At 70.5% G+C, this 24308-nt stretch carries 21 protein-coding genes and 1 pseudogene; 13 read left to right on the plus strand and 9 right to left on the minus strand.

What is annotated here, in order from left to right:
• Window positions 1–3: 3 nt before the first annotated feature.
• Window positions 4–996, plus strand: coding sequence for an amidohydrolase family protein (locus ACIA8D_RS14405; RefSeq protein WP_399231936.1), 993 nt, complete (start codon window positions 4–6; stop codon window positions 994–996).
• A gap of 47 nt (window positions 997–1043) precedes the next feature.
• On the opposite strand, the gene ACIA8D_RS14410 is transcribed toward ACIA8D_RS14405, so the two are convergent.
• Window positions 1044–2000 (minus strand): LysR substrate-binding domain-containing protein, encoded by a 957-nt coding sequence (locus ACIA8D_RS14410; protein ID WP_399231937.1) that lies wholly within the window; start codon window positions 1998–2000, stop codon window positions 1044–1046.
• Between the two features lie 475 nt (window positions 2001–2475).
• Between ACIA8D_RS14410 and ACIA8D_RS14415 the strand changes: the two are divergent.
• A pseudogene (locus tag ACIA8D_RS14415) lies at window positions 2476–2718 on the plus strand (TauD/TfdA dioxygenase family protein); the annotation flags it as partial.
• Between the two features lie 129 nt (window positions 2719–2847).
• On the opposite strand, the gene ACIA8D_RS14420 reads toward ACIA8D_RS14415, so the two are convergent.
• A complete protein-coding gene (locus ACIA8D_RS14420) occupies window positions 2848–4260 on the minus strand; it encodes a PLP-dependent aminotransferase family protein (protein WP_399231939.1) in 1413 nt (470 codons plus the stop codon).
• A 46-nt stretch (window positions 4261–4306) separates the two neighbouring features.
• On the opposite strand from ACIA8D_RS14420, the gene ACIA8D_RS14425 reads away from it, so the two are divergent.
• Window positions 4307–5248: an aldo/keto reductase gene (locus ACIA8D_RS14425; protein ID WP_399231941.1), complete on the plus strand. Its 942-nt coding sequence runs from the start codon at window positions 4307–4309 to the stop codon at window positions 5246–5248.
• 25 nt (window positions 5249–5273) lie between these two features.
• Here ACIA8D_RS14425 and ACIA8D_RS14430 read toward each other — a convergent pair whose 3' ends face one another.
• Both ACIA8D_RS14430 and ACIA8D_RS14435 read right to left on the minus strand, forming a co-directional pair.
• On the minus strand, window positions 5274–5981 hold the full coding sequence (locus ACIA8D_RS14430) for a hypothetical protein (RefSeq protein WP_399231942.1): 708 nt from the start codon (window positions 5979–5981) through the stop codon (window positions 5274–5276).
• 70 nt (window positions 5982–6051) lie between these two features.
• Window positions 6052–8490: a polysaccharide lyase 8 family protein gene (locus ACIA8D_RS14435; protein WP_399231943.1), complete on the minus strand. Its 2439-nt coding sequence runs from the start codon at window positions 8488–8490 to the stop codon at window positions 6052–6054.
• Between the two features lie 145 nt (window positions 8491–8635).
• Here ACIA8D_RS14435 and ACIA8D_RS14440 point away from each other — a divergent pair, with 145 nt between their 5' ends.
• The 6 genes from ACIA8D_RS14440 to ACIA8D_RS14465 all read left to right on the plus strand — a co-directional run bounded on the left by ACIA8D_RS14440 (window position 8636) and on the right by ACIA8D_RS14465 (window position 15813).
• A complete protein-coding gene (locus tag ACIA8D_RS14440) occupies window positions 8636–9760 on the plus strand; it encodes a substrate-binding domain-containing protein (RefSeq protein WP_399231945.1) in 1125 nt (374 codons plus the stop codon).
• 170 nt (window positions 9761–9930) lie between these two features.
• Entirely contained in the window at window positions 9931–11235 is a 1305-nt protein-coding gene (locus ACIA8D_RS14445; protein ID WP_399231946.1) for an ABC transporter substrate-binding protein, read from the plus strand.
• A 210-nt stretch (window positions 11236–11445) separates the two neighbouring features.
• Entirely contained in the window at window positions 11446–12306 is an 861-nt protein-coding gene (locus tag ACIA8D_RS14450; protein ID WP_399232214.1) for a carbohydrate ABC transporter permease, read from the plus strand.
• Window positions 12303–13238, plus strand: coding sequence for a carbohydrate ABC transporter permease (locus tag ACIA8D_RS14455; RefSeq protein ID WP_399231948.1), 936 nt, complete (start codon window positions 12303–12305; stop codon window positions 13236–13238). Before ACIA8D_RS14450 ends, ACIA8D_RS14455 begins: the two co-directional genes overlap by 4 nt.
• Before the next feature lie 113 nt (window positions 13239–13351).
• Window positions 13352–14329 carry a hydroxyacid dehydrogenase gene (locus ACIA8D_RS14460; protein WP_399231950.1) on the plus strand — a complete coding sequence of 326 codons (978 nt, stop codon included), beginning with the start codon at window positions 13352–13354 and terminating at the stop codon, window positions 14327–14329.
• Window positions 14326–15813 (plus strand): HAD-IA family hydrolase, encoded by a 1488-nt coding sequence (locus ACIA8D_RS14465; protein ID WP_399231951.1) that lies wholly within the window; start codon window positions 14326–14328, stop codon window positions 15811–15813. Before ACIA8D_RS14460 ends, ACIA8D_RS14465 begins: the two co-directional genes overlap by 4 nt.
• Window positions 15814–16498: 685 nt before the next feature.
• Here the strand turns inward: ACIA8D_RS14465 and ACIA8D_RS14470 are convergent.
• Together ACIA8D_RS14470 and ACIA8D_RS14475 are read right to left on the minus strand one after the other, a co-directional pair.
• Window positions 16499–16969 carry a DIP1984 family protein gene (locus tag ACIA8D_RS14470; RefSeq protein ID WP_399231953.1) on the minus strand — a complete coding sequence of 157 codons (471 nt, stop codon included), beginning with the start codon at window positions 16967–16969 and terminating at the stop codon, window positions 16499–16501.
• Between the two features lie 412 nt (window positions 16970–17381).
• Window positions 17382–17930, minus strand: coding sequence for an aldehyde dehydrogenase family protein (locus ACIA8D_RS14475; protein WP_399231955.1), 549 nt, complete (start codon window positions 17928–17930; stop codon window positions 17382–17384).
• 547 nt (window positions 17931–18477) lie between these two features.
• On the opposite strand from ACIA8D_RS14475, the gene ACIA8D_RS14480 reads away from it, so the two are divergent.
• From ACIA8D_RS14480 to ACIA8D_RS14495, 4 genes are all read left to right on the plus strand, one after another.
• Window positions 18478–18771, plus strand: coding sequence for a hypothetical protein (locus ACIA8D_RS14480; RefSeq protein ID WP_327660063.1), 294 nt, complete (start codon window positions 18478–18480; stop codon window positions 18769–18771).
• Between the two features lie 120 nt (window positions 18772–18891).
• On the plus strand, window positions 18892–19428 hold the full coding sequence (locus ACIA8D_RS14485; protein WP_351341775.1) for a hypothetical protein: 537 nt from the start codon (window positions 18892–18894) through the stop codon (window positions 19426–19428).
• Window positions 19429–19529: 101 nt separating this feature from the next.
• Window positions 19530–20651, plus strand: a complete 1122-nt coding sequence (locus ACIA8D_RS14490; RefSeq protein ID WP_399232215.1) for a sensor histidine kinase — start codon at window positions 19530–19532, stop codon at window positions 20649–20651.
• Window positions 20648–21313 carry a response regulator gene (locus tag ACIA8D_RS14495; protein WP_399231958.1) on the plus strand — a complete coding sequence of 222 codons (666 nt, stop codon included), beginning with the start codon at window positions 20648–20650 and terminating at the stop codon, window positions 21311–21313. The genes ACIA8D_RS14490 and ACIA8D_RS14495 overlap by 4 nt, the downstream gene beginning before the upstream one ends.
• A gap of 96 nt (window positions 21314–21409) precedes the next feature.
• On the opposite strand, the gene ACIA8D_RS14500 is transcribed toward ACIA8D_RS14495, so the two are convergent.
• From ACIA8D_RS14500 to ACIA8D_RS14510, 3 genes are all read right to left on the minus strand, one after another.
• Entirely contained in the window at window positions 21410–21658 is a 249-nt protein-coding gene (locus ACIA8D_RS14500; protein WP_399231959.1) for a hypothetical protein, read from the minus strand.
• Between the two features lie 163 nt (window positions 21659–21821).
• Complete coding sequence (locus ACIA8D_RS14505; protein ID WP_399231961.1) at window positions 21822–22679, minus strand: acyl-CoA thioester hydrolase/BAAT C-terminal domain-containing protein; 858 nt, start codon at window positions 22677–22679, stop codon at window positions 21822–21824.
• Window positions 22680–23495: 816 nt separating this feature from the next.
• The gene (locus ACIA8D_RS14510; RefSeq protein WP_399231963.1) at window positions 23496–23846 is read right to left on the minus strand and encodes a hypothetical protein; all 351 of its coding nucleotides are present in this window, start codon (window positions 23844–23846) and stop codon (window positions 23496–23498) included.
• Window positions 23847–24308 lie beyond the last annotated feature (462 nt).

Consider the following 24308-nt stretch of genomic DNA (forward strand, 5'->3'; position numbering starts at 1 on the left):
ACGGTGTCAGACGTGATCGATGTCCACACCCACTACGTGCCGAAGGGCTGGCCCGACCTCTCGGACCTCGGCGGCCCCGACGCACCGTGGCTGCGGATCGAGTCCGAGGCCGAGGCGGTCATCATGACCGGCTCCTCCGAGTTCCGGCGCATCCAGGCGAATGCCTGGGACGCGGAGATCAGGCTGCGGGACATGGACGCGGACGGCGTACGGGCCCAAGTGGTGTCACCGACTCCGGCGTTCTTCCACTACGGCCGCAGCGGCGCCGAGGCGGCGAGGATCGCACGGATCTTCAACGACCTGGCCCTGGAGATCACGGCGCCAGCAGGGGGCCGTCTGATCCCCTTCTGCCAGGTCCCCCTCCAGGACCCCGACGCCGCCTGCCGCGAGGTCGAACGGGCCGTGGCGGCCGGCCACCGCGGCGTGGAGATCGGCAACCACGTCGGCGACCAGGACCTCGACAGCGAGGGGGTGGTGACCTTCCTCCAGCACTGCGCGTCCCTTGACGTGCCGGTGTTCGTGCACCCCTGGGACATGGACAACTCGCCCCGCCTCGACCGGTGGATGGCACGGTGGCTGACGTCGATGCCGGCGGAGACACACCTGTCGATCCTGGCCATGGTGCTCGGTGGTGTCTTCGACCGCATCGACGAACGGCTGAAGATCTGCTTCGCGCACGGCGGCGGCTCGTTCGCCTTCTGGCTCGGCCGCATGGAGAACGCCTGGCACGGCCGCCACGACGTGATCGGCACCTCTCAGTACCCGCCCTCGCACTACCTGGGCCGGTTCTCCGTCGACTCGGTCGTCTTCGACGAGCGCGCGCTGCGGCTGCTCGTGGACACCGTCGGCGAGGACCACGTCATGGTGGGCAGCGACTACCCGTACCCCCTTGGGGAGCGGCCGGTGGGCGAGGTGGTGCGCAAGAGCGACTTCCTCGGCGAGGAGGCGCGGCGCAAGATCACCCGGGGCAACGCGGAGCGCTTTCTGGGGCTGTGACTTCGCGCCGCGCGATGGTCGGCGCCGGGACGCCGCCATGACGAGGACTACGAGGACTCCTCCTGCCGAAGGCCGGGGGAGTCCTCGGTCATGAGTGCCGCGGTCTGCTCCAGGGCCTTCAGCAGTGCCTCGCCGGACGGGCTGAGTGTGCGGCCGGCCGGCAGCGTCACCCCCACCCGGTGCCCCACCGGCTCCAGAGGCACGGACAGCGGCGCGAGCCGGCCGTCGTCCCGCACGATCAGCGCGGGCAGCACTGCCACCACGTCGGTCTCCAGCAGCAGTTGACGCACCGTGAGGTAAGAGGTGGCCTCCACCCGGTTCCGCGGGAGGGCGAGCCCCCGGTGGACGAAGAGTTCCTCGACCTCGCGGCGGAGGGTGGTCTGCGAACCGGGCAGAATCCAGGGGAAGTCGAGAGTGTCCGCGATGTCGATGCCCTCCCGCCCGGCCAGGGGATGGCCGACACGGACGACGAGGCTCACGGACTCGTCGTACAGCGGGTGCCGGATCAGGCCGTCGCCGGAGGGCGCGGTCAGCCGGCCGACGATGAGATCGATGCGTCCGGCCTCCAGGTCGAGCAGCAACTCCTCGGGCGAGGCCTCCCGTACGACCACGGTGAGCAGCGGATGCGCACGCTTCAGCGCCGCCACAGCGCGTGGCAGCAGGGTGTTCGAACCGGCCAGGTGAATGCCGACCACGACGGTTCCGCGCTCCGCCTCCGCCAGCTCCACGACGTGCCGGCCCGCTCGCGTGAGCTGGGCGAGCACCGCGCGCGCGTGCTGGGTGAAGGCCTCCCCGAACACGGTGGCGGTGACCCCGCGCGGCCCGCGCTCGAACAGCGGGACACCAAGGATGTCCTCCACCTCGTGCAGGCTCCGGGTGGCGGCGGGTTGCGTCACGTGGAGTTCGTTGGCGGCCCCCACCACGGTTCCTTGCCGGGAGAGGGAGTCCACGAGCAGGAGGTGCCGCATCTTGAGTCTGCCGTCGAACAGGCGGGGGGTGTCCACGCCACGGACCCTAGTCGATGCCGGTGGTGACGTGGGTCGCGGGCGTTTCGGGGCGTGCCTGTACGGCGACGGTGGCCGGGCAGGTTGTTCACCAGGTCCTTTGGGTTCAAACCCTGTCCCCTCCTGTCCTCCCGACCAGCTCCTGCGGATCGGGCTGCCCTTCGACGGGCGGGAGTTCCGGTTGGCACTGCGGACCAGCTCGCCGCCGAGCAGCGTCGCCTTGGCCACACGCGCCCAGCCAGGCGCGTTGCCCCGGGCAGCCCAGACCACGCAGGCGCACCCGCCGATCACAGCCGTCGCCACCGGCACGGGAGCCTCCCGCACCTCGTACGCGCAGGGCGCCGGGCGCCGTCAGGAGGCCGCCACGATCTCGCCGGCCCGCGAGGCCATGTGCCGCAACCAGACGTGGGCCGGGTCGCGTTCGTGGGCCGGGTGCCAGTACAGGGACTCCAGCAGGAAGCCGAGTCCGAAGGGGGAGCAGCCGACCCGCCCCGAGTACACAGTGCGTTTTCGCTGGGAGCCGGGCAGCGTGGCGTTCTGGGACAGCCGGGCCACCGCCCACCTCGCCCCGAACGACCTCGACCACCTCGACGTCGAGCGCCGCCTGCACCGGGTCACGCTGATCGGTGACATCCCGGTGGGGCCGGACAGGCGCGAGTCGGAGCTGATCTTCGGGAAGCCGTTCACGGCGGATCATCGGGTCGTGGTGCGATTCTGAGGGCCTGAGCGGAGAAACACGCTGCCGCCTGGCGCGGCGGGAAGCGTGCGGCCCTCACGCGTACGCGTCCCTCTGTCAGCGGCCGTCATGGCGTGCGTGTGCTGTTCACAGTGGCGGTGAGGTCGTCGGCTACCGCAGCGCGTCGCGCAGGAGTGTGATGGCCGGGGGGATCTCCGTGTCGGTGATGTTGCCGTAGCCGAGGACGAGTGCGGGTTCCATCGGTTGGTGTGCGCGGTAGTCGTCGAGGTCCGCCAGGCGCAGGCCGGTGGCGGCCGCCGCCCGGACGGTGCCGCGGGTGTCGGTTCCGTCCGGCAGGTGGAGCAGGATGTGCAGTCCGGCGGCGGTGCCGGCGACCCGCCCCTTGGGTACCTGGGCAGCCAGGGTGCGGAGCAGCAGGTCACGGCGTGTGCGGAACCGCCGCCGTGCCGCGCGCAGGTGGGCGTCGTACCAACCGCGGTCGATGAAGGTGGCGAGCGCGAGTTGGTCCAGCACCGGTGGCCCGGCGGCGACGGGGTTCGCTGCCTGGAGCGCCGGGGCCATGGAGGCGGGCGCAACCAGCCAGCCGAGGCCCAGGGCCGGTGACAGTGTCTTGCTGACGGAGCCGAGGAGGAAGACCCGGCCCGGGGCCATTCCCTGCATGAGGGCGACCGGGTGGCGGTCGTAGCGGAACTCGGCGTCGTAGTCGTCCTCGATGACGAAGCCGTCCGCCTCGCGGGCCCAGCGCACCAGGCTGGCCCGGCGTGCTGGGGACAGCACCGTGCCGGTGGGGAATTGGTGGGCCGCGCCGACCACGACGGCCCGGGCCGGTGTGCCTGCGAGGGCCTGGACGTTGAGGCCGTCGTGGTCCACGGGGACCGGGTGCACGCGGAGGCCGGCGCCGGTCGCGGCGTCCTGGAGCCGTCCCCATCCCGGGTGTTCCACGGCCACGTCGGCAATCCCCGCGGCGCGCAGCGCCCGGCACGTGCGCAGCAGTCCGTCGGTGACACCGGCGCACACGGTCACGGACTCGGCGTGCGCGTCCGCGCCGCGCGAGCGTCGCAGGTACTGCGCGACGGTGGTGCGCAGCACCGTGTGCCCGGCGGGGTCGGGCAGGCCGAGGTCGTAGTGGACGGCCGAGCCGATGACCGCCCGGACGGCATCCGCCCAGCGGCGGCGTGGAAACGCCCGTAGGTCGGGCAGGCCGGGTGCAAGGTCGTACCGGATGGGTGGCCGGGCCTGCGCGCGCCCACCGCGGGGCCGCACCGGTGTCGATCCGGATGTCTCCCGTGACCACGAGACACGCGTGGCGGAACCCACCCGGGCGGAGAGGTAGCCCTCCGCGATGAGTTGTCCGTACGCCTCGGTCACCACCCAGCGTGAGTAGCCGAGTTCCTCGGCGAGCGCTCGGCTCGGTGGTACGGCGGCCCCCTCCGTGAGCCGGCCGTCCCGGATCGCGGTGCGCAGCGCGTGAGTCAGACGATCATGCAGGCGGCGCCGTCCGCCCTCCGCGGGACCGACGTCCAGCAGCGTCGCCCATGCGAAATTGGTCCGGGAATCAGCCACGACATTGGAGCGTAACGCCGAACCGAACGCGCCTAGCGTGAAAGGCATGATTGAGAATCTGGCTCTTGGGGCCATGCTGTTCGGCACGACTCAGGACGAGCACCGGTCGTTCGAGATCCTGGACCGTTTCGTGGACGCCGGAGGCGTCTGGATCGACACCGCCAACTGCTACGCGTTCTGGGCCGACCCGACCGGCTTCGGCGGGCGGAGCGAGGAGTTGCTCGGGCGTTGGCTGGCACGCCGCCCGGGCGTCCGAGACCGCGTCAGGATCAGCACCAAGGTCGGCTGCGAGCCGACCGAGGCCGGCCGATTCCCGGAGACCGCCGAGGGACTGTCGGCTCGGGCCGTCAAGACCGGGATCGAGGACAGTCTGCGACGACTGGGCACGGACCACGTCGAGCTCTACTGGGCGCACATGCCGGATGCGGGCACACCGCTGGAGGAGACGGTCGCCGCCTTCGGTGACCTCGTGTCCGCGGGGGCGGTCGGACGGCTCGGCTGCTCCAACTACCCCGTGTGGCAGATCGAGCGGGCACGCCGGCTGGCGCGGGAGCACGGCAGCGCCGGCTTCACAGCGGTGCAGCAACACCACACCTACCTCCGGCCGCGCCCCGCGATACGGCCCAGCGGCGGCCACCGCTTCGCCGCGGTCACCGACGAGGTGCTCCACTACCTGGAGCACCAACCCGACATGGCGCTGTGGGCGTACACACCTCTGCTGAGCGGCGGCTACACCCGTGCGGACAAGCCGCTGTCACCGGAGTACGACCATCCAGGCACCGCCCGCCGCCTCGCGGCGCTCGACGAGATCGCCGCGGAGACCGGAACGAACCGCAACCGGGTGGTGCTGGCGTGGCTCACCGGAGGAAGCCCGGCCGCCACGCCGATCGTCGGTGTCAGCTCGGTCGAGCAGCTGGATGAGGCAATCGGGGGAGTGGCACTGGAGTTGACGGCCGATCAGCGCCGACGCCTGGACTCCGCCGTGTGAGCTGCGAGGCAGGCGCGGCGCGGAGTCAGGCGACGTCGGCGTACGAGGTCCCGACCTTCAGGCCGTCGACCCAGTTGATGACGCGCTTGTCCTCGACCTCGGCGCCGTAGCTGCCCCAGCGGGTGTCGTTGCCGAGGTCGTCCCAGGTGCGGCCGGAGAAGGAGGCGACCTTGGTGCCGTTGTAGTAGGCCTCCACCCAGCCGGTCGACGGGTCGTCGGAGGTGTGGATGCCGAGGACGACGCGCTTGTACGTGGAGGTCTCGACCGGAGTGGACCACTTCAGGTTCCAGTTCTCGCCGGGGGAGATGTAGAAGAGCTTGAGCCGGCCGCCCTCGACCTTCATCAGGACCGGGTAGTTCTGCTGGTGCTGGTCGTTCGTGCCGTAGGACTTCCACTGGAAGATCGTGCCGGCGTCGGAGGTGTTGGTGCTCGTGTCCCAGCCCAGGTAGTAGGTGCTGTCGTTCTTGAAGGTGTAGCGGGAGCCGCCGACCGAGATGCCGTGTGCCTCGCAGCGCTCCAGGCCGAGTGGCTTGTTGAACTTGAAGACCTGGCCGCGGCCGTCGTTGTTGTCCTGGGCGGTGACGCTGCCGGGGGAGTCGCACAGGGTCGAGGAGAAGACCCCGGTCCCGCCGGAGGCGTCGCCGTTCCAGATGACGTTCGCGCTCGCCGGGGACGCGGTGATCAGGCCGAGGGAGCACGCGAGGGCGGGGATGGTCCAACGCAGAAGTCGCATGGGGGAGGCTGCCTTTCCCGTGTGGGGGACGTGGGGGGAGCAAGGGGCGAGAAGGAGAGGGGGCCGGCCGTCAGGCGAGCCTGAGCGTGATCTTCTGGGTGGCGCCGCCTGTGGCCGAGAGGTCGCCGAAGGTGAGCTTCAGGGCCGGGCCGGTGGCGGCCCCCGTCACCGTTGCCGGCTTGGACAGCACCGAGCGCACCGCCTTGTTCCAGGTGAGCGTGAGCCCGGTGAGTTTTCGGGTGGGGTCGCTGACGCTGATCGTCGCGGTGCCGTCCCGCCGTTCGCGGACCAGGACCGTGGCGGGGGCGCTCGCGGTGAGGCCTCCGAAGCTGCCCGCCGCCCAGAACACCGCGCCCGTGACGCCGAGCGACGGGATGCGGGCGCCGTGCACCGCCGCCGTGTTGGCGTACTTGGTCAGCCAGCCGGTCAGAGCCGTGGAGCGGCGGGCGGTGCGCGCGGCATCGGCCCCCGGTAGCAGCACGTACGCGTAGTCGGCCGCTTCGGGCGCCGTGCCGTGGTCGAACCACAGGGTCACGTATCGGCTGGTGAACTCCGTCGGTGAGCCGCCCGAGTTGATGTCCCGCCAGGAGCCTGTGCGTTGTTCGCGCGCGGCCTTGAGCGTGGCACCGCCCGGGAACAGATAGCCGCCGTGGCCTTGGATGTGCGCCCACTTCGCGTGGTCGAGGGTGGCTTCCCGGCCGAGGACAGCGGGTTGGGCGCGGCCGTCGACGACCAGCGGGTTCTTGCCGGTCGGGCCCAAGTGGCGGTTCTCGACGACCGTTTCGATCGCCGCGCCGTCGGCGGCCGTGATGGCGGAGCCGAGGCAGATCACCGCATCGTCCAGGAAGAGCCAGGACTTGCGGGCCTCCATGGTGGAGGACAGGCCCTTCAGGTGCTGCCCGGCCATCGCGTACGTGCCGTCGCCCGCACCCCCGACGAAGTCGACGTCGGGCAGCGCCGCGCCCCAGATGCCGCCCTCGCCGTCGGCGAGCCGTTTGGCGGAAGCGGTGGTGCCGGGCAGCCGGTACGGGTCGACGGTGGGCCAATACCGGTCCGAGTACTGGTCGTTGGCGAAATCGTCGCCCCACCAGTACAGCATTCCGGAGCCGCTGTGGAAGGCGCGCAGGTTCTCGCCGTTGCCGTTCTCGTAGTACGTGATGCGGCGCGAGGCCATGGACAGCGAGGCCGCCCAGCCGGCGCGGTGGTGGGCGACGCGGTCCATCGCGGCGAAGACCGAGCTGCCTTCGGGGCGCGCGGCCGGGGCGACGCTGGTGTCGTCCAGTACGTCGTTGAGCAGCGCCAGCTTGCTGACCGACAGCGCCGCGTCGGTGGCCGCCGGGCGGTAGTGGGCGCGCTGCGCCCAGCCCTTGACGAGGGCGCGCCAGCGGGCGTTCTCCGTGTCGCTCGCGCCCTGGCCGAGGGCGACGATGGAGGCCATGATCGCGTGGCCGCGTGTCTGGTCGTCGCTCTGCCCCTTGGGGTCGCCGGGCGGCAGTCCGCGGGAGATCGCGCGGCCCGAGACGCCGTCCATCATCAGGCCGTTGTGGAGGAACGGCGCGTACGACGCCTCCACGGCATCGAAGATGACCTGCTTCTTGGGGGCCCTGACCTCCCAGGTGGAGCCGCCGAGGAGGGCGATCAGCTTGCTGAGGCCGTCGAGGAGCACTGCCCCGTAGGAGCCGGTGTAGGCGACGGTGGTGTGCTGGATGACCGAGCCGTCGGCGTAGATGCCGTCGCCCTTGGTGACGTAGGGGAAGACCGGGGCGATGGCGTCGGAGGCGAGCGCGAGCTTCGCGGGCTTCTTCCCCAGGATGCCGCGGACGGCCAGGACCCGGCACAGGTCGATGCGGTTGGCGCCGGTCGAGGTGCCGGTGTACTCGGCGACCGCGGAGTCCGGCACGAAGTGGTCGACGGCCTCGCAGTAGGTGGCGATCTGCTCGGCGGTGAGGTGGTCGTGGAGGAGGACGGCGGTGTCCAGGAGTGCCTGCGGGCCGCCGATCTGCCAGTTGTACCAGTTGCCGTACGGTTCCTGGCCGGCGTTGTAGATCTTCGCGCAGATGTGGTCGAGGCCGGTCACGATCTGCTCGGCAAGGTCGGTGTCACCGGTGAGGCCGGTGCCGGGCTGGCGATATGCCTCCGCCATCGCGTAGAGCTGCGCGAAGCTGGTCTGGATCTTCGCGGAGAAGCCGTACGACTCGGTGTCCTTGTCGGGGTCCGGGTCCGCCCACACCGCGTCCGGCCACAGTGAGCCGTCCGCCGGCGCCATGCGCTCGCTCAGGTCGCGGGCCGTGGCGCCGACGGCCGCGAGCTTGGAGGCGAACGGCTCGGCGGTCGGACGGAAGCCCTCGCCGAGGAGGAGCCCGCGCCAGGTGTCGCGCAGGGTGTCGAACTCGTCCGCCGCGTACGCCGGCGAGGCGGCGACGGCGAAGGTGGTGCCGGTGAGGCCGGCGGCGGCCGCGGTGCCGGCGGCGGCCTGAACAAATCGGCGGCGGGACAGGGGAGTTGGCATGGTGTCTCCGAGCCCAGAGGGGAGCGTGTGCCAGCTTCCTAGCACGCGCCGCACCGAATGCTCAAGACGTTCGTATCGAATGAAACGATCGGTACGGTACGGTGAATCGCACGTATTGCGGGTGTGACCAGGGAGGTAGGCCGTCGTGCGACTGCACGTGAACCAGCGCCATGACCGCGTGCTCGATGTCGTCCGGGCGCGCGGCAGCGTCAAGGTCGCCGATCTCGCCGAAGAGCTGGGCGTCTCGGCCGTGACGGTGCGTCGCGACGTCGAGGCGCTCGCCGCGCAGGGCCGCATCGAGCGGGCGCACGGGACGGTGTCCTGGCCGCAGGCGGGTGTCGCGGCGGCGCCCTCCGCTCCTGCCGTGGCCCCGCGCGCGGTGTCTGCCCCGGGCGCCGGGGGCGAGCCGGTCCTCGGCATCGTCGTACCGAGCATGGAGTACTACTTCGCCGAGCTGGTGCGCGGCGCCCAGGAGGCGGTGGCGGCGTGCGGAGGCCGACTGGTCGTCGGGATCTCGAACTGGGTGCCCGCGGAGGACGCGGTCCAGGTGGGCCAGCTGCTCGACGGCGGGGTCCAGGGGCTGTTGCTGCAACCGGCCTGGGAGTTGGGGCTGCCGAGCGCCGAACAGGAGCGCCAGCTGCTGGAGCTGCCGGTGCCCGCGGTGCTCCTTGAGCGGCGCATCCCGGTCGGCGGCCGGCTCGCACACCTCGACGTGGTGCGCTCCGACCATGCGCTCGGCTCCGCGGCCGGAGTCCACCACCTCGCCGACCTCGGGCACGAGTCCGTCGCGCTGCTGGTGCGGCGCGACAGCCCGACCGTCCCGCTGGTGCGCGAGGGATACGAAGCCGCGGTGGCCGCCCGCGAGTTGCCGGTGATCGAGCCGATCGAGATGCACCCGGCGGTCTCGCCCGCGGGCCTCGACGCGGCGGCGAAGCGGCTGTTGGCACTGGACGGGGTCACCGCGGCACTCGTGCACAACGATCAGGACGCCATCGGGATCGTCCAGCGGCTGCGCGCCGCGGGCCTGCGGATCCCGGAGGACATGGCGCTCGTGGCGTACGAGGACGAGCTGGCGGGACTGTCCGACGTGCCGCTCACCGCGGTGGCGCCGCCGCGCCGGGCCGTCGGGCGGGCGGCGGCGGAACTGCTGCTTGCCAGGCTGGCGGAGGCCGCCGACGGCACGGGTGGTGGTGCGCGGGACGACAGCCCGCGCAGGCATCTGGCGCTGATGCCTCGGCTGCGGGTGCGGGAGTCGTCGGGGGTGGCGTGAAGTGACCGTGCGGGGTGACGGCGGTACCGGCCGCCTCGATGTGATCGACTCGATCGCTTTGAATGAATTGTTCATTCGCTCTTGACGTTTGTTCGTTCTGACGCAAATCATGGGCCGCGTCATCGGCCGAGCCGTTCGGCTCACCCGGTCCTGCGTAGGAGCGTCGTGCAATGAAGCCCACCTCACTCACCTCCCGCATCACCTTGATCACCGGTCTGGCCGCGGTGGCCGTGACCGCCACGGCCTGCGGCGGCGACGGCGGGGACGGGGACGCCGCGTCCGGCGCACCCGTCACGGTCACGTACTGGTCCTCGACCGACGGCGCGAAGGAGACCGCGCAGGCGTTCAACAAGACGCACAAGGACGTCAAGGTGAAGTTCGCCGAGATACCGGCGGGCCCCGACGGCGTCACCAAGCTCTCCAACGCCATCAAGGCGCAGAACGGCCCCGACGTCGCCACGATGGACTACTCGGCCCTCCCGGAGTTCGCCAGCCAGGGCAATCTGACCGACCTGAGTGACGTCTCGGGCCCGCTGGTGAAGGAGAAGTTCCCGGCGAACATGCGCTCACTGGTCACCCTCGGCGGCAAGACCTGGGCGGTGCCCTTCGACGTCACTCCGCTCGAGCTGTACTACCGCAAGGACCTGTTCAAGAAGTACGGCGTCGAAGTGCCCAGGACCTGGGCCGACTTCAAGAAGGCCGCCGAGACGGTCAAGAAGAAGGACCCGAAGGTCCGGATCACCAACTTCGGTGGCGGTGACCCCGCCATCATGGCCGGCCTCGCCTGGCAGGCAGGCGCCAAGTGGTTCACCACCAGCGGCGACTCCTGGAAGGTCCGGATGGCGGACGATGCCTCCATGAAGGTCGCGGACTACTGGACCGGCCTGGTCAAGGCCGACCTCGTCTCCAAGACCCCGCTGTGGGCGCCGGAGGAGACCAAGGAACGGGCGAGCGGCAAGACCGCCGCCTTCATCGGCGCCGCCTGGAGCGCCGGCGGCATGAAGACCACTTACGGCGACGCCAAGGGCAAGTGGGGCATTGCCCCGCTGCCCAGCTGGGACGGCAAACCGGCCAGTGCCATGTACGGCGGCACCTCGTACGTGGTGCCCAAGGGCAGCGGGAAGACCGAGGCCGCCGCGCAGTTCATCGAGTGGGTGACCACCACCGAGGCCGGGATCAAGGCCCGCTTCGAGTCCGCCAAGGCGCCGAGCAGCGCCCTGCCCGCGAACGACGAGATGCGCAAGGTCGCCGCCGAGACCTACGACGCGTCGTACTGGGGCAAGGACACCGACCCGTACGCGATCGCGAGCACGGCCGCCGACTCGATCGTGCCCGGGTGGACGTGGAGCCCGGTGCAGGGGCAGGTGCTGGCCGCGATGCAGAAGACCGCCGCCGACTTCGACCGGGGCCAGGCAGCGGGCCGGCGGGCGGCGGAGAAGGGCATCAAGGAGCGCGGGCTCAACTTGGCCAAGTAGCGGCGACGTTGACGCAGCCGCCGTCGGCCGCGTCGGCGCTGTCGGTCCCCTCGGCACTGCCGGTCGTATCGACCTCCACGCCCAGCCCGCCCCTCCGCCTCTCCGGTGTCACCCCAAGGAGTACCCGTGGCAACATCCTTCGTCCGTGCCCCGGCGGCGCGTGCGGCGCGCTCCGGCAGCCGTCGCACCCGACCGGGCGAGCGTCGGGCGATCGCCGCCTTCATCCTCCCCTTCTTCGTCTTCTTCGCCGCCGTCACCGTCGCCCCCATCGGGTACGCGGCGTACCAGAGCCTGTACCGCGAGGAGCAGTCGGGGCTCGGCTTCGGCGGCACCGAGCGGGTCTTCGCCGGGTTCGGCAACTTCACGGACGCGCTCGGCGACGCCGCCTTCCTGCGCTCGCTCGGCAACGTGGCGGTCTACTGCGCCCTGTACATCCCGGTGATGATCGCCGTCTCGCTGGCCCTCGCGCTGCTCATCGACTCGGCGGTGGCCAGGGCCCGACGCTTCTTCCAGATCGCCTTCTTCCTGCCGCACGCCGTCCCCGCACTGATCGCCTCGGTCACCTGGCTGTACCTGTACACCCCCGGCCTCAGCCCGGTCACCGACGCACTGGACGCCCTCGGCGCGAGCTGGAACTTCTTCGACGCCGACACCGCCGTCGTGTCCGTCGTCAACATCTCCGCCTGGCAGTGGATCGGCTACAACGTGATCATCTTGTACGCCGGTCTGCAGGCCGTCCCGCGCGAGACCCTGGAAGCCGCCACGGTCGACGGCGCCGGCGGGCTGCGCACCGCACTCCAGATCAAGGTGCCGATGATCCGCTCCACGCTCGTGCTGGTCGGCCTGTTCACCTGCATCGGAGCCATCCAGCTCTTCGACGCCCCACGGATCGTCTACGAGCGGGCCAATGCCATGGGCGACGACTGGGCCCCGACCATGTACGTGATGAAGGCGGCCTTCCAGCGACACGACTACGGCCTCGCGGCCGCCGCCTCGCTGCTGCTCGCGGTGATCGGGGGCGTCGCCTCCTACATCGTCACGAAGCTCGGCAACCGGTGGAGGACCGCATGAGCACGACCACCACTCCCGGCACCTCGACGCCCCGTGCCACCGCACCCGAGCCGGCACCGGAACCGGTGTCGCCCACCGTCCGCCCACCGCGCCGCGGCAGCGGCCTGACCTCCCGTACCGCCGTCAACGCCGTCCTGGTCGTCTTCGCCCTCTACTCGCTGATGCCGCTCACCTGGATGGTGATCGCGGCGACCAAGGACCACACCGACCTCTTCGCCACGAACCCGTTCGCACTCGGCGACTTCCACCTCTTCAGCAACCTGCACGAGCTGTTCACCGTCAACGACGGCATCTACGTGCGCTGGTTCGGCAACACGATCCTCTACACCGTCGTCGGCGCGCTGCTGTCGACGGCCCTCGCCGTCGCCGCGGGCTACGCCTTCGACAAGTACCAGTGGGCGGGCAAGGAGAAGCTCTTCGGCCTGGTCCTCGTCGGGATGCTCATCCCGTCCGCCGTGACGCAGTTGCCGCAGTATCTGCTCGCCTCCGAAGCGCACCTCGTCAACACGTACTGGGCGCTTTTGCTGCCTGCCCTAGCCAACCCCTTCGGTGTGTACCTCGCGCGGGTCTTCGCCGAGGGGTACGTGCCCGGCGAGGTGCTGGAGGCGGCGCGGGTCGACGGGGCGGGCGAGTTCCGCACCTTCGGCCGGGTCGCGCTGCCGATGCTCGCCCCCGGGTTCATGACCATCTTCCTGTTCACCTTCACCGCGCAGTGGAACAACTTCTACGGCGCGATGATGATGTTGAGCAGCGAGCGGCTGTATCCGGTGAACCTCGGCCTGTTCATGTGGAACAAGAGCGTGCAGCAGCAGCCCGAGTACTACTCCCTCGTCATCGTCGGCTCCCTCGTCGCCGTCCTGCCGCTGATCGTCGCCTTCCTCTGCCTGCAGCGCTACTGGCGCTCAGGACTGACCGCGGGCGCGGTGAAATGACCTCCTCCGTCGGCGGTACGACCTCCTCCCGCCCTGCGACGACCGCTGTGAAAGGCGCCTCCTTGAACGTGAATCCCGCCGCGCCCGTGCGACGCCCGCGCACCCTGTTGGCCATGGGCGCCGACATCCACGCGGCCCTCCTCGCCGAGGGCGCCCTCGGCCGGCTGGCCGCCGCCGCGCAGGCCGACACCACCCGGTCCCACACCGACCTCGCGCAGGCGCCCGCCGATGAACTCGCCGCCGTAGAGGTCCTGTTCACCCACTGGGGCTGCACGCCGCTCACCACCCCGCTGCTGCGCCGGATGCCGCGACTGAAGGCCGTCGTGCACGCGGCCGGCTCCGTCAAGCACCATGTCACCGACGCCGTGTGGCGACGCGGCATCGCCGTCTCCAGCGCCGCGGCGGCGAACGCGCGGCCGGTCGCCGAGTACACCGTGGCCGCGATCCTCTTCGCCAACAAGCGTGTGCTGGACAGCGCCCGCACCTACCAGGAGCACCGCGGCCGCTTCGCGCTGCTGCCGTACTTCGCCGGGGCCGGCAACCACGGCCGTACGGTCGGCGTCGTCGGGGCCTCGCGCACCGGCCGCCTGGTGCTGGAACTGCTGCGCCCCTTCGACCTCGAAGTGCTGGTGCACGACCCGTTCCTCGACGCCGCAGGGGCGGCCGCCCTCGGCGCCGAGCCGACGGGCCTGGACGACCTCGTCCGGCGCAGCCACGTCGTCACCGTCCACGCCCCCCAACTGCCGGAGACCCGGCACTTGTTCGACGCCCGCCGCCTGTCGCTCCTCCGAGACGGCGGCACCCTGATCAACACGGCCCGCGGCTCCCTGGTGGACACCGCCGCGCTCACCGCCGAGTTGCTCACCGGGCGCATCTCCGCCGTCCTCGACGTCACCGAGCCGGAGGTCCCGGCCGCCGACTCGCCCCTGTACGGCCTGCCGAACGTGCTGATGACCCCGCACATGGCCGGCTCCCTCGGCAACGAGCTCGGCCGCATGGCCGACGCCGCCACCGCGGAGCTGGAGCGCTACGCCCGGGGCGAGCCCTTCGCGCACGCCGTCGCCCCCGACGAACTGGCGAGGTCCGCATGAGGCGCCGCGTACTGGTCATCGGCATCGATGGCGTCCGCCTCGACGTACTGCGCCGGGTGCCGACGCCGCACCTCGACGCGCTGGCGGAACGCGGCTTCCTGGCCCCGATCGAGGTGGACGAGACCACGCCCACCATGTCGGGCCCCTGCTGGGCCACCATCGCCACCGGCGTGACCGCCACCAAGCACGGCGTATGGAGCAACGACTTCTCCGGCCACCGCCTGGGCGTCTTCCCGGACTTCACCACCCGCCTCGCCGAGCAGGACGGACGCCGTACCTTCGCCGCGGCCGGCTGGCAGCCGCTGCTCCAGTCCCGCGCGGGCGGACCGCTCTTCCAGTCACCCACCCGTTCCTGCTATGCGGCCCCGGCGGCGGAGACGGCCGTGGACTGGGATGCCTGCGACGAGCAGATCACCGAGGCGGCCTGCGCGGTGCTGGAGACGGACGACCCCGAGGTGTCGTTCGTCTACCTCGGCGCTCCCGACGAGACCGCGCACCTGCTGGGCTGCGGGGACCGGTACGAGCGTGCGGTGACCGCGGCGGACGCGCGGGTGGGACGGCTGCTGGCGGGGGTACGTGCCCGCCCCGGTTACACCGAGGAGGCCTGGACGTACCTCGTCGTCACCGACCACGGGCATGTCGACGCGGGCGGTCACGGAGGTCGTTCCTCCGTGGAGCGCACCGCGTGGCTGCTCGCGGCGGGCCCCGACATTGCCGACCGCGCACCCGCCCGGCCACTCGCCCACGTGGACGTTGCCGCACAGGTCTACGCCGCACTCGGCCGCCCCGCCGACCGACACTGGACGCTCGACGGCCGCCCGTTCGCGGCCGCCCCGCAGGCGGTGCTCCTGGACATGGACGGCACCCTGGTGGACACCGAGCCGCTGTGGTGGCGAGCCGCGCAGCGGACGTCGGCGGGCCTGGGGCTGCGGGAACTACCCGAGTCCGACCACCTCCCGCACGTCCTCGGCCGCGCCGCCTCCGAGGTAGCCGCGCACCTGCGCACGGCCTGCGGCACGGACCGTACGGTCGCGTCGCTGACCGAGGAACTGGAGACGAACTTCCTGGCCGCGGTGAACAGGGAAGCGGCGCCCCTGCCCGGAGCCCCCGAACTCCTGTCCCTGCTCGCCGAGTTGAACATCCCGGCCGCCCTGGTCTCCGCCTCCCCGCGCCCAGTGGTGGACACGGTGGCCAAGGCCCTGGGTCGCGATCACTTCCGCACCACGGTGGCCGCGGGCGAGACACCACACACCAAGCCCCACCCCGACCCGTACCTCAAGGCGGCCCGGGCCCTGGGGGTGAACCCTGCGGCATGCGTGGCAGTGGAGGACAGCCCGACAGGCATCGCCGCGGCGGAGGCGGCGGAGTGCCGGGTCATCGCCGTCCCGTCCATGCTTCCGATCGCTCAGTCGCCGGGGCGTACGGTGCTGACCGGGGGCCTGGCGGAGATCACCCCGCGGGTGCTGAGGGAGGCGGGGTTGTGACCGCGGCGAGGCGGGATCGCTACGGGCCCGCCGAGTGAGCAGCCGCTGACCGCGCACGGGTCGAGCCCTTCGGCGTTGGCCACGGCGACCGCCTCGTCCGCCAACTCGTCTGCGCCCAGGGGGTGGTTGGGGTCGCGGAGCCGCGCCGGGGCCCGGGAAGTCGACTCCGACGACGGTGTGCTGTGCGGCCGGCCCTGCGCCTGCCGAGATTGCCGATCGAACCAGATCTGCTCGCGCCGAGCCCGTCTGTCTGCCGTCAGCTCACCGCCGTCGGGGCGCCTCATCCCTCCGGCATAGCGCGATCCACATCAAGCCGGCACAGCCCGATGTACCCCACACGGTCAAAGATCTCCAGTGGGGAAGGCGGCACCGGTCCTCGGCGCCGGCTGGAACACGCCCGCATTGACGGGGAAGCCCCTTGCTCCGTGGCCGCTCGCCGGATCTGTTGTGTGTGATGTGGGGAGCCCCGAGCCCACCCTCACCGTCTCGGATCTGCACGTGGTGATGTGCTGTGCGCGGTGCACTGTCACCTGTACGCGGTGCTGAGCTGCACTGTTTCGTGGGGAGTCGAACCCCCGCGTTGCTCTTCACGCGCCAGGAGTGGGCCGGAAACCGCCGGCCCTCGGTGTGTGCACGCCTCCGACACGGCTACCTGCTCCACATCGTCACGACCTCTGTGGACCGTCTAGTCCAGCAGATCGACCTCCCAGTTAGCGCGTTGGATACGCACGTCGATCTCACGGATCTCGCGCGCGAGGACGTCGGACTGCGTGCGCAGCTCGGCGACCGAGAGCGCGGAGAGCATCACCAGTTCGGAGCGCAGCTGGCGGCCGTATCCACGGTTGCCCGATCCTGCGGCCGAGTCCGCCGCCTTGGTGATTACTGAGTGGCGCAGGCGGAGCACGTCGCGGCGTGCCAGCGCGTCGGTGAGCGTGCCGTCCTCGCCGATCCGCACTGTGGCATTGGTGCGGTTGATCCGCCGGATCAGCAGTTCGAGGCGGTCCAGTACCTCGCCGACCTCGGTCAGCAGCTGCGGTGCGTCCTCCGCGGGCGTCTCGCCTTCCTGATAGCGCGCGTTGTCGACGATGCGTGCGCGCAGCTGCTCGACGCGACGTGTTGCATCCGCCCGCTCCGCCAGTGCCTCGGCCAGTTTCATTGGCTCCACCCCCGTTCGTTGTTGGTCCGGCCGACTCTACGGACCTACGTCCTGCGAAACCACGGAATAATCCACGTGCGGCCCGATGTGCTGAGCAGGCAGAACGATCCCTGCGCAGGAATTGCACCCAGGCGCGCCTGCTTGTCGTCTCGTTCGCGGATCCGTCGTTCCGCACACTCCAGGACGCGGGTCTGCAGGCCGTCGAGCGCTCCCCATGGCGTGGGACGTCCGCGGTCAACCAGCTTCTGTCGGCGCCGTATTCGGTTCGGGCATGCTGGAGCAGCTTCGTCGTCGAAGACACGTGGGGTGGCTCTTCCACGCCACGCCCATCGCGCCGCCGGATCAGGCCCGGCACTGCAACCGGCATGACATACCCGGGAGGTGGGGCTTCTGCTGCTGCGATGCGCAGACGTCAGTGGCCAATCCAGTAGGTGCGCGTGTCGGTGAACTCGCGGATACCCGCAGCGGTCGGCTCGCGTCCGTAGCCGCTGCGCTTGGTGCCTCCGAAGGGCAGGCGCGGGTCGGAGGCGACGATGGCGTTGATGAACCTCGCGCCGCTGGTGATGCGGCGTGCGAGCTCGACGCCGCGCGCGGGCTGTCCCGTCCAAACGCTGAGTCCGAGGCCGAAGGTCTCCTCGTCGAATGCGGCCATGCCGGGCTTCGTGTCGGCCAGGACGGTCGGCTGGAAGTGGTAGCCGTCGCCCGGCAGCGCTTTGCCGCCGGTCAGTAGCCGTGCGCCGGCCGCCACGGACTGCTCGACCTGGCGCTCGATGGCGCCCCGCAGGTCGTCGCGAGCCAGCGGCGCGACCTGGGTGTCCGGTTCGCCCGGGTCACCCATCTTGAGGGCCCGCACCCGTTCCACGAAGCCGGTGGTGAAGGCGTCGGCGTCGGCCAGGACCACGAAGGCGTCGGAGCCGCCCAGCCGCCCCGCCCAGACGAGGACGGCCTCGCCCGCCTCCACAACGGCGACACCCTCGACGACCCTTGAAAGGCACGGTGCATCGGTGCGGACGGCGAACCGTCGAGGTGCGGCGGCAGAGTGCCTATAGGGGCGCCTGGCCGGCGCTCTCCTGTGGCGACGCCCATCGGGCGGCGACGTCGTGACACGGCCCCGGCAGCGGGACGACTCCTGCCCCGGTCTCTGTGACGGCGCTCTGACGATGCCGTGGAGGGCCTTTCTTGTCCGCGACCACTTCCACCTGCGACCACCGCGTGCACCACGTAGTGGTCGTCGCTCTGATCTCCGTCATCGTCGGGCTCACCTCCGGGATCGGTCTTGCCGCTCTCGGGCAGTCCCCGCTCGTAGCTGTCGCTTCAGGTGGGGCGGTCGTGCCGGTCGTCTTCTCCGCCGGGATGATCGCGGTCACGTACGTGAAGCGGCAGCCATGGCAGGCGACTTCGTGGGGTGTCTTCTTAAGGCCACCCGGTGGTCCGGAGCGTGACCAAGCCGGGAGTGCGGGGTTGAGCAGGCGATGTCCCGTCGTCGTCGAAACAGGGAGAACTCCCAGATGCACATCCGCTCCGCCACCGGCGCCCTCCTTTTGGCCCTGGCCGCCTCCGTCGCCTGCTCCACCCCGGCTCCGGCCGCCGACCCCGAGCCGGGCACCGGCACGGTCGTCCTGTCGAATGAGGCGTACGACAGCCTTGTCCGCGCCGATGAGGACGAGCAGGAGCTGATCCTGACGAACCCGTCCTACCGCGAGGCATGGCTCTTCTGCCTCGGCTCCACGGAACCCAGCCACGTGGAACGGAACGCATGGGGCCAGGGGTACGTGTGCATTCCGGACGGCGCGGTGCAGTGACCGCGCCGTCCGGCTGACGGACACCGTGGGGGTTGCTCCACCTCCGGCCGACCGATGTCCACCCGGAGGTCCACCCATGGGTCCAGGTGGTCGAGGCATTGCCGCAGCAGTCTTATGGGCATGACTACGACCGAGTGGATCACCGACATCGCTCTCCTCCTTGTCGTCTTCCGGCAGCTGCGGGAGGGCCGACTGGACTGGCGGACCTTCCTCATCCCGCTGGGGATCGTGGCCTTCGTGGCCCACCAGTACCTCGAATCCGTACCGACCGGAGGCAACGACCTGGTGCTGATCGGCACCCTGGTGGCCACGGGCGCCGCACTCGGCATCGCCGGCGGCGTCTACACCAGGGTCCGGGTCTCCGGGGAGCACGTTCTGATCAAGGCCGGCGCGGTCTCGGCGGCGCTCTGGGTGATCGGCATGGGCGCGCGCATGGGATTCCAGCTGTGGACCGAGCACGGCGGCGGCGACTACGTCGCCCGCTTCAGCATCACCCACCAGATCACCAGCGACCAGGCGTGGGTCGCCGCGTTCGTCCTCATGGCCCTCACAGAGGTCGTCACCCGGCTGGCCACCATCTTCGTACGCGGCCGCATGGTGGCCGGGCGGCCGGCGCCGGAGACGCGTCCTGCCCTGAGCGTCGACCGCAGCGCCTGATCGTGGGTTATCGTCGCGCCGTGCCAGTACCTGAGAGACGTCCGGACCCCGCGCCCGCCCCGGGGTCCGGGCACCCGGCGGTTCCTCGCAGAGATCCCAGGCTGCACTGGGCCGTCACGCTCGTGGTCATCGCCAGCAGCTTCCTGACGGTCCGCCCCCTCGACCTCAGCGGCCGGGGCCTCGCGGTCGCCGCGCTCCTCGTGCTGTGCTCGGCGGCGCTGCTGGTCCGTCAGCTGCCCGAAGCCAGGTTCCCCCCGCGCGTCGTCCTCGTAGGGATGTCACTGGGTGTCGTCGCGTCCGCCGCGTTGATCGGGGTCAGTCGCACCGGCTCCAGCTATCTGTTCGCCTACTTCATCGTCGGCCACATCGGCTACCGCTTCCCGCTCAAGTGGTCCCTCCCGCTGGCCGCGTCCAGCAGTCTCCTGTGCGCCGCGGTGCTCCACTTCCACTTCGGCCCGGGACACCACCAGTTGGCATGGGGCCTGGGACTCACGACGGGCCTCCCTGTGCTGGCGGGCATCCTCAGCCGGAGCAAGCAGCGCGCGCTGGAGGCGGTGATCGTCGCGGCCGAGTCCTCCGAGCGTGCCGCACGAGCCGAGGCCCGGACCGCCGCGCTGACCGAGCGCAGCCGGATCGCCCGAGACGTGCACGACGTGCTGGCGCACTCGCTGGCGGGGATCAACATGCAACTGGAGCTCGCCGACGCGCTGCTGGACACCGGCGACCTGGACAAGGTCCGCGAGGCGAACCACAAGGCGCACAGCATGGTCAAGGAGAGCCTCAAGCAGGCGCAGTGGACAGTGCACGCGCTGCGCGAGGACGCACTGCCGCTGGTCGCGACCCTGACCGCGATGCTGGAGTCGTCCGGCCACCGGGATGCGCTCACGGTCATCGGCCCCGTCCGGCCGCTCTCGGCGCGCGGCACCCAGAATCTGCTGCGGATCGCGCAGGAGGCCCTGACCAACGCCGGGCGGCACGCCCCCGGCGCGACCGTCGCGGTGCGGCTGACGTTCGCGGAGGCGTCGACGACGCTGACGGTTCGCAACGGGCCGGCCACCCGTGAAGTGACCGCGGGACTCGGCAGCGGGATGGGACTGATCGGGATGCGCGAACGGGTCGCCCTGCTGGATGGCACCCTTACAGCGGGACCGGTGCCGGAAGGACCGGACGCAGGCGGCTGGCAGGTGGAGGCAGTGATCCCGGAAGAGAGTGTTCCCCGATGAGTGAACAGGCCGATCAGCAGAGCCGGTTGAGAGTGATCGTCGCCGACGACCAGGCCGCCGTCCGTGAGCCTCTGGCCGCGGTGCTCGCCCTGTCCGAGGACATCGACGTGATCTTGGCCGCGGCCAATGGCACCGAAGTGCTGGCCGCGGTGGCTGCCGGGCCGGTCGACGTGGTGCTGATGGATCTGCGGATGCCTCAGATGGACGGCATCGAGGCCACCCGCAGGCTGAGCGAGGAACACCCCGGTGTGGCGGTGGTCGTGCTGACCACCTTCGCCGACGACGACTCCATCCTGGCCGCCCTGAGCGCCGGAGCCCGGGGGTACCTGACCAAGAACGCCGGGCGGCAGGACATCCTCCGGGCGATCCGCGCGGCCGCCGCCGGTCAGTCCGTCCTCGACCGCGAGGTCCAGGACCGGCTCCTGGCCACGGTACGCACCACCGCACCGGCCGCCACCCAGTCGCTGCCCGCGGACATCACACCGCGCGAGCGCGAGGTCCTGACGCTCATCGGCCAGGGCCTGCCCAATCGAGCCATCGCCGAGAAGCTGTTCATCAGCGAGGCCACGGTCAAGACCCACATCAACAACCTGTTCGCCAAGGCCGACATTCGCGACCGCGCCGACGCCGTCCGCCGCGCCATCGCCGCGGGTCTGGCCTGACACGCCCCGGAAAGTTCAGGGGAATGCGCCAATCCTGATTGACCGTCAGTCGGGCTGATGCTCCTTCCAGGCCGAGACCTGGACCTTCTCGAGAGGTCAGTGGCGGTCCGTTGCGCCGCCGGGCTTGCGCGCTTCGAGTTCTTGGACGAACTGCTGGTTCCAGCGCACCTCTTCACGGTGGAGGGCGGGCCATGACAGGCGTCCGACGCCGGAGTGGCAGGCTGCGATGACCTGCGCGAGAACAAGGGAGGTCTCCGCGACGCATGCGGGATCACTGGGATGGTTGTGGGGGATGCCGTACCACTCGGAGACAGTCCGTGAGCTGCCAAGCGGCCCTTCCTTCATGCCGCAACACTGATCAACTCACCTGTTCCAGAGCGCCGTTCGAAGCAGGCCGAGCACGTGGGCGGATAGAGAACAGCCAGTTAGCCCGCACCAAGGCGAACAGGCACAACGTGACGAACTGAGAAATGGCCTCTCAGCATCGGACGCGATCAGCGCGAGAAGGTCAGCCGTCGCTACGGAGCATGTCAAGGATCCGGGGCCAGGCGGCCGCCCCCAAGAGCGCGTCGGCTTCGGGCGTGCCTCCGTACAGGAATCGTGTGGAGGCCGGCGCGGGGCTCTCGCCGGGAAAGCGCGGGCGGTGGCCGGCATCGTGGTGGGCGACCAGATGCACGGTGGCTCTGGCTGAGCGCCGACGCTCGGCCAGTTGTTTGGCAAAGGGAAGGGACGGCCACATCGCGTCATCTCCGCCAGCGACCAGCAGGAGATCAGCCCGAGCCTTGTCTACGGGGATCTCCGCTGGAGTAAGTAGGTGTGCGAAGGTCACCTCACTGCGTTCGTACCATCCGCGGATGGCTGCCGGCCCGCTGCCCGGCTCTGCGGGATTCCAGGAATCATCCATCGGGATGAAGGGCAGAGCCTGCTCTCGCCAGGTCCAGGACGATCGATAAGGATGCCGCGCTCCGTCACGGCCTGGTCCGACGTTGCACCAGACGCGAGACGTGGGCGACAGCGCGATGACCACGTCCACGCGCGGATCGTGCACTGCCGTGAGCAGAGCTGCCTCTGCCCCCTTGGAGGTGCCCAGGATGCCGATGCGTTCCGCCCCGTTCTCTTGTAGGTGGTCGACGGCGGTGGTGAAGGTCTCCAGTGGGATCTCGCAGATTCCGGGGGACTGCCCGGGCCCGCCGAACCAGCGGATCGACAAGGCCGCCATGCCCTGTTCGGCGAGGAGACGTGATCTCTCCCGTTCGACGCGCCCGCTGGAACCCGCCAGAACCAGAACGCCGGTGTCGCTGCCACGGACGGGAGCGACCAGAATGCCTTCCCAAGGGTTGGTCAGCTCGCGCTCAATGCCATCCACGTGGCCCCCTGTCGGAGCGCCTCAGCCTGTTGGCACAGCCTAATCGGCCTCGCCGCTGGTCCCAGACGGGTCGCATCAGGCCTCCCGCATAGCCGCCAACAGCGGCAACCCGCGGTCCCGGAGGGCGCCGCCCTTCGGGACCACTTCAAGTCCCCCAGTCTTCACCAACCACCCGCAGAAGGACGCCAATTAGAGTCGCCTTGGTGGGGCCGCTGGACGCCGCTCTAGCCAACCGGGGCAGCACCGCCGCATTCATTCAAGCCAGAAGAACTTCTCACGAAGGGGTAGTTCACGGACACACTGCCCGAGGCCCCGGTGCATCGTGGGCGCGTGATCCCTCCGCCGCGCCGTGCGGTGAACTGTGGCGATGTTCGGAGGGGGGATCATCCGCGATCGGCACCTCTGGAAACCTGTGCGTGCCGGAAAACCCGTCCAGGCAGGTCGGGCCGCTGAGCGGGGTGCTCGTGAAGCATGCCTCCGAGGCGGTCGCGGCGGTGGATGTCGAGGTGGATGTGTTGGATCGGGTTCGTGATTGGTTAGGTACGGCGGTCGGCGGCGCCGGCTTCGTCGCAGCGCTCGGTCGGCCGGTGCTGTGCGGGACACGGTCGGCGACGGGGCGTACGAGCAGGGCGAGTTCATCCATCCGGAGACGGTGTCCGTCCAGACGGCCTTGTTGACGCGACCAACACGAGGCCTTCCGCCCAACTCAGCCCGGGTTCCGTGTCGCACGTGTCACGGCTCTCGCCTCGCCCCTCCTCCTCCCCCCCCGCGGCCGCAGGGGGAGGGGCAGGGCGAGGACCGGCGGCTGTATCAGCATCAGCGCACGTGGACGGCTCCGGTGTGGGCGTTCAGCGTGTAGTGGTGTCCGTGGACGCGGGCCGTGCTGTGGTGCGCGTCCAGGGCGGCGATCCGCACGCCGTGCCTGGTGACCCAGGCCTGGTACGTACCGTTCGGCAGCTTGGTGACATGCGCGGTGCTGCCGTCGCTGAGCGGCAGGGTCTGCGCACGGCCGACCTTGTCGCCGTGCTGGGCGGCAGAGACGGTGGCGGTGGTCGCGGGCTGAGTAGGTCGCGGAGCGGCTTCGGCGGTGGCGGCGACGGCGGTCACGGCGCCGAGGCCCAGAACGGCGGATGCCAGAGTCGTGCGGGCAATACGAGAGGTCTGCATTTGCCGGCCCCTTTCCATGAGTCGACCGAGTTGATTGCGTCTTCCGCGTCGTGTTGACCGCGTATTCATGAAGCTAGGAGGGACATATGGAGATCTTCCGTACGAAATATCACAGACAAATTACAGCGCCCAGATTTTTGACAGATCGGGACGAAAGGCCTGCCAGTGAAGGGACCTCTGCCCGACCGGACGGAGTCCCCCCGCCTCCGGAGCCCCTGGCGGTGGCTGCCCCATGCCGAGCAGCGTGCTCGTGGTCCAGTGCGCGCTGCACCCGCCGGCTGACGCACATCAGGCGCGTGAGGCCATGTGGGCCGTGCCCGAAGGTCTGGTGGCTGCCGTCCACGACCGGGGGGGCTAGGGCTTGTCGTTTGGTGGAGGGCCCCCCCCCCCCCCCCGCCCCCAAACACCAACCCCAAACCCCCAAAATGGGTAGGGCCCCCCCCCGGGTGGCCCCCCCCGGCC

It is taken from the genome of Streptomyces sp. NPDC051684, assembly GCF_044453445.1.
Lineage (GTDB): Bacteria > Actinomycetota > Actinomycetes > Streptomycetales > Streptomycetaceae > Streptomyces.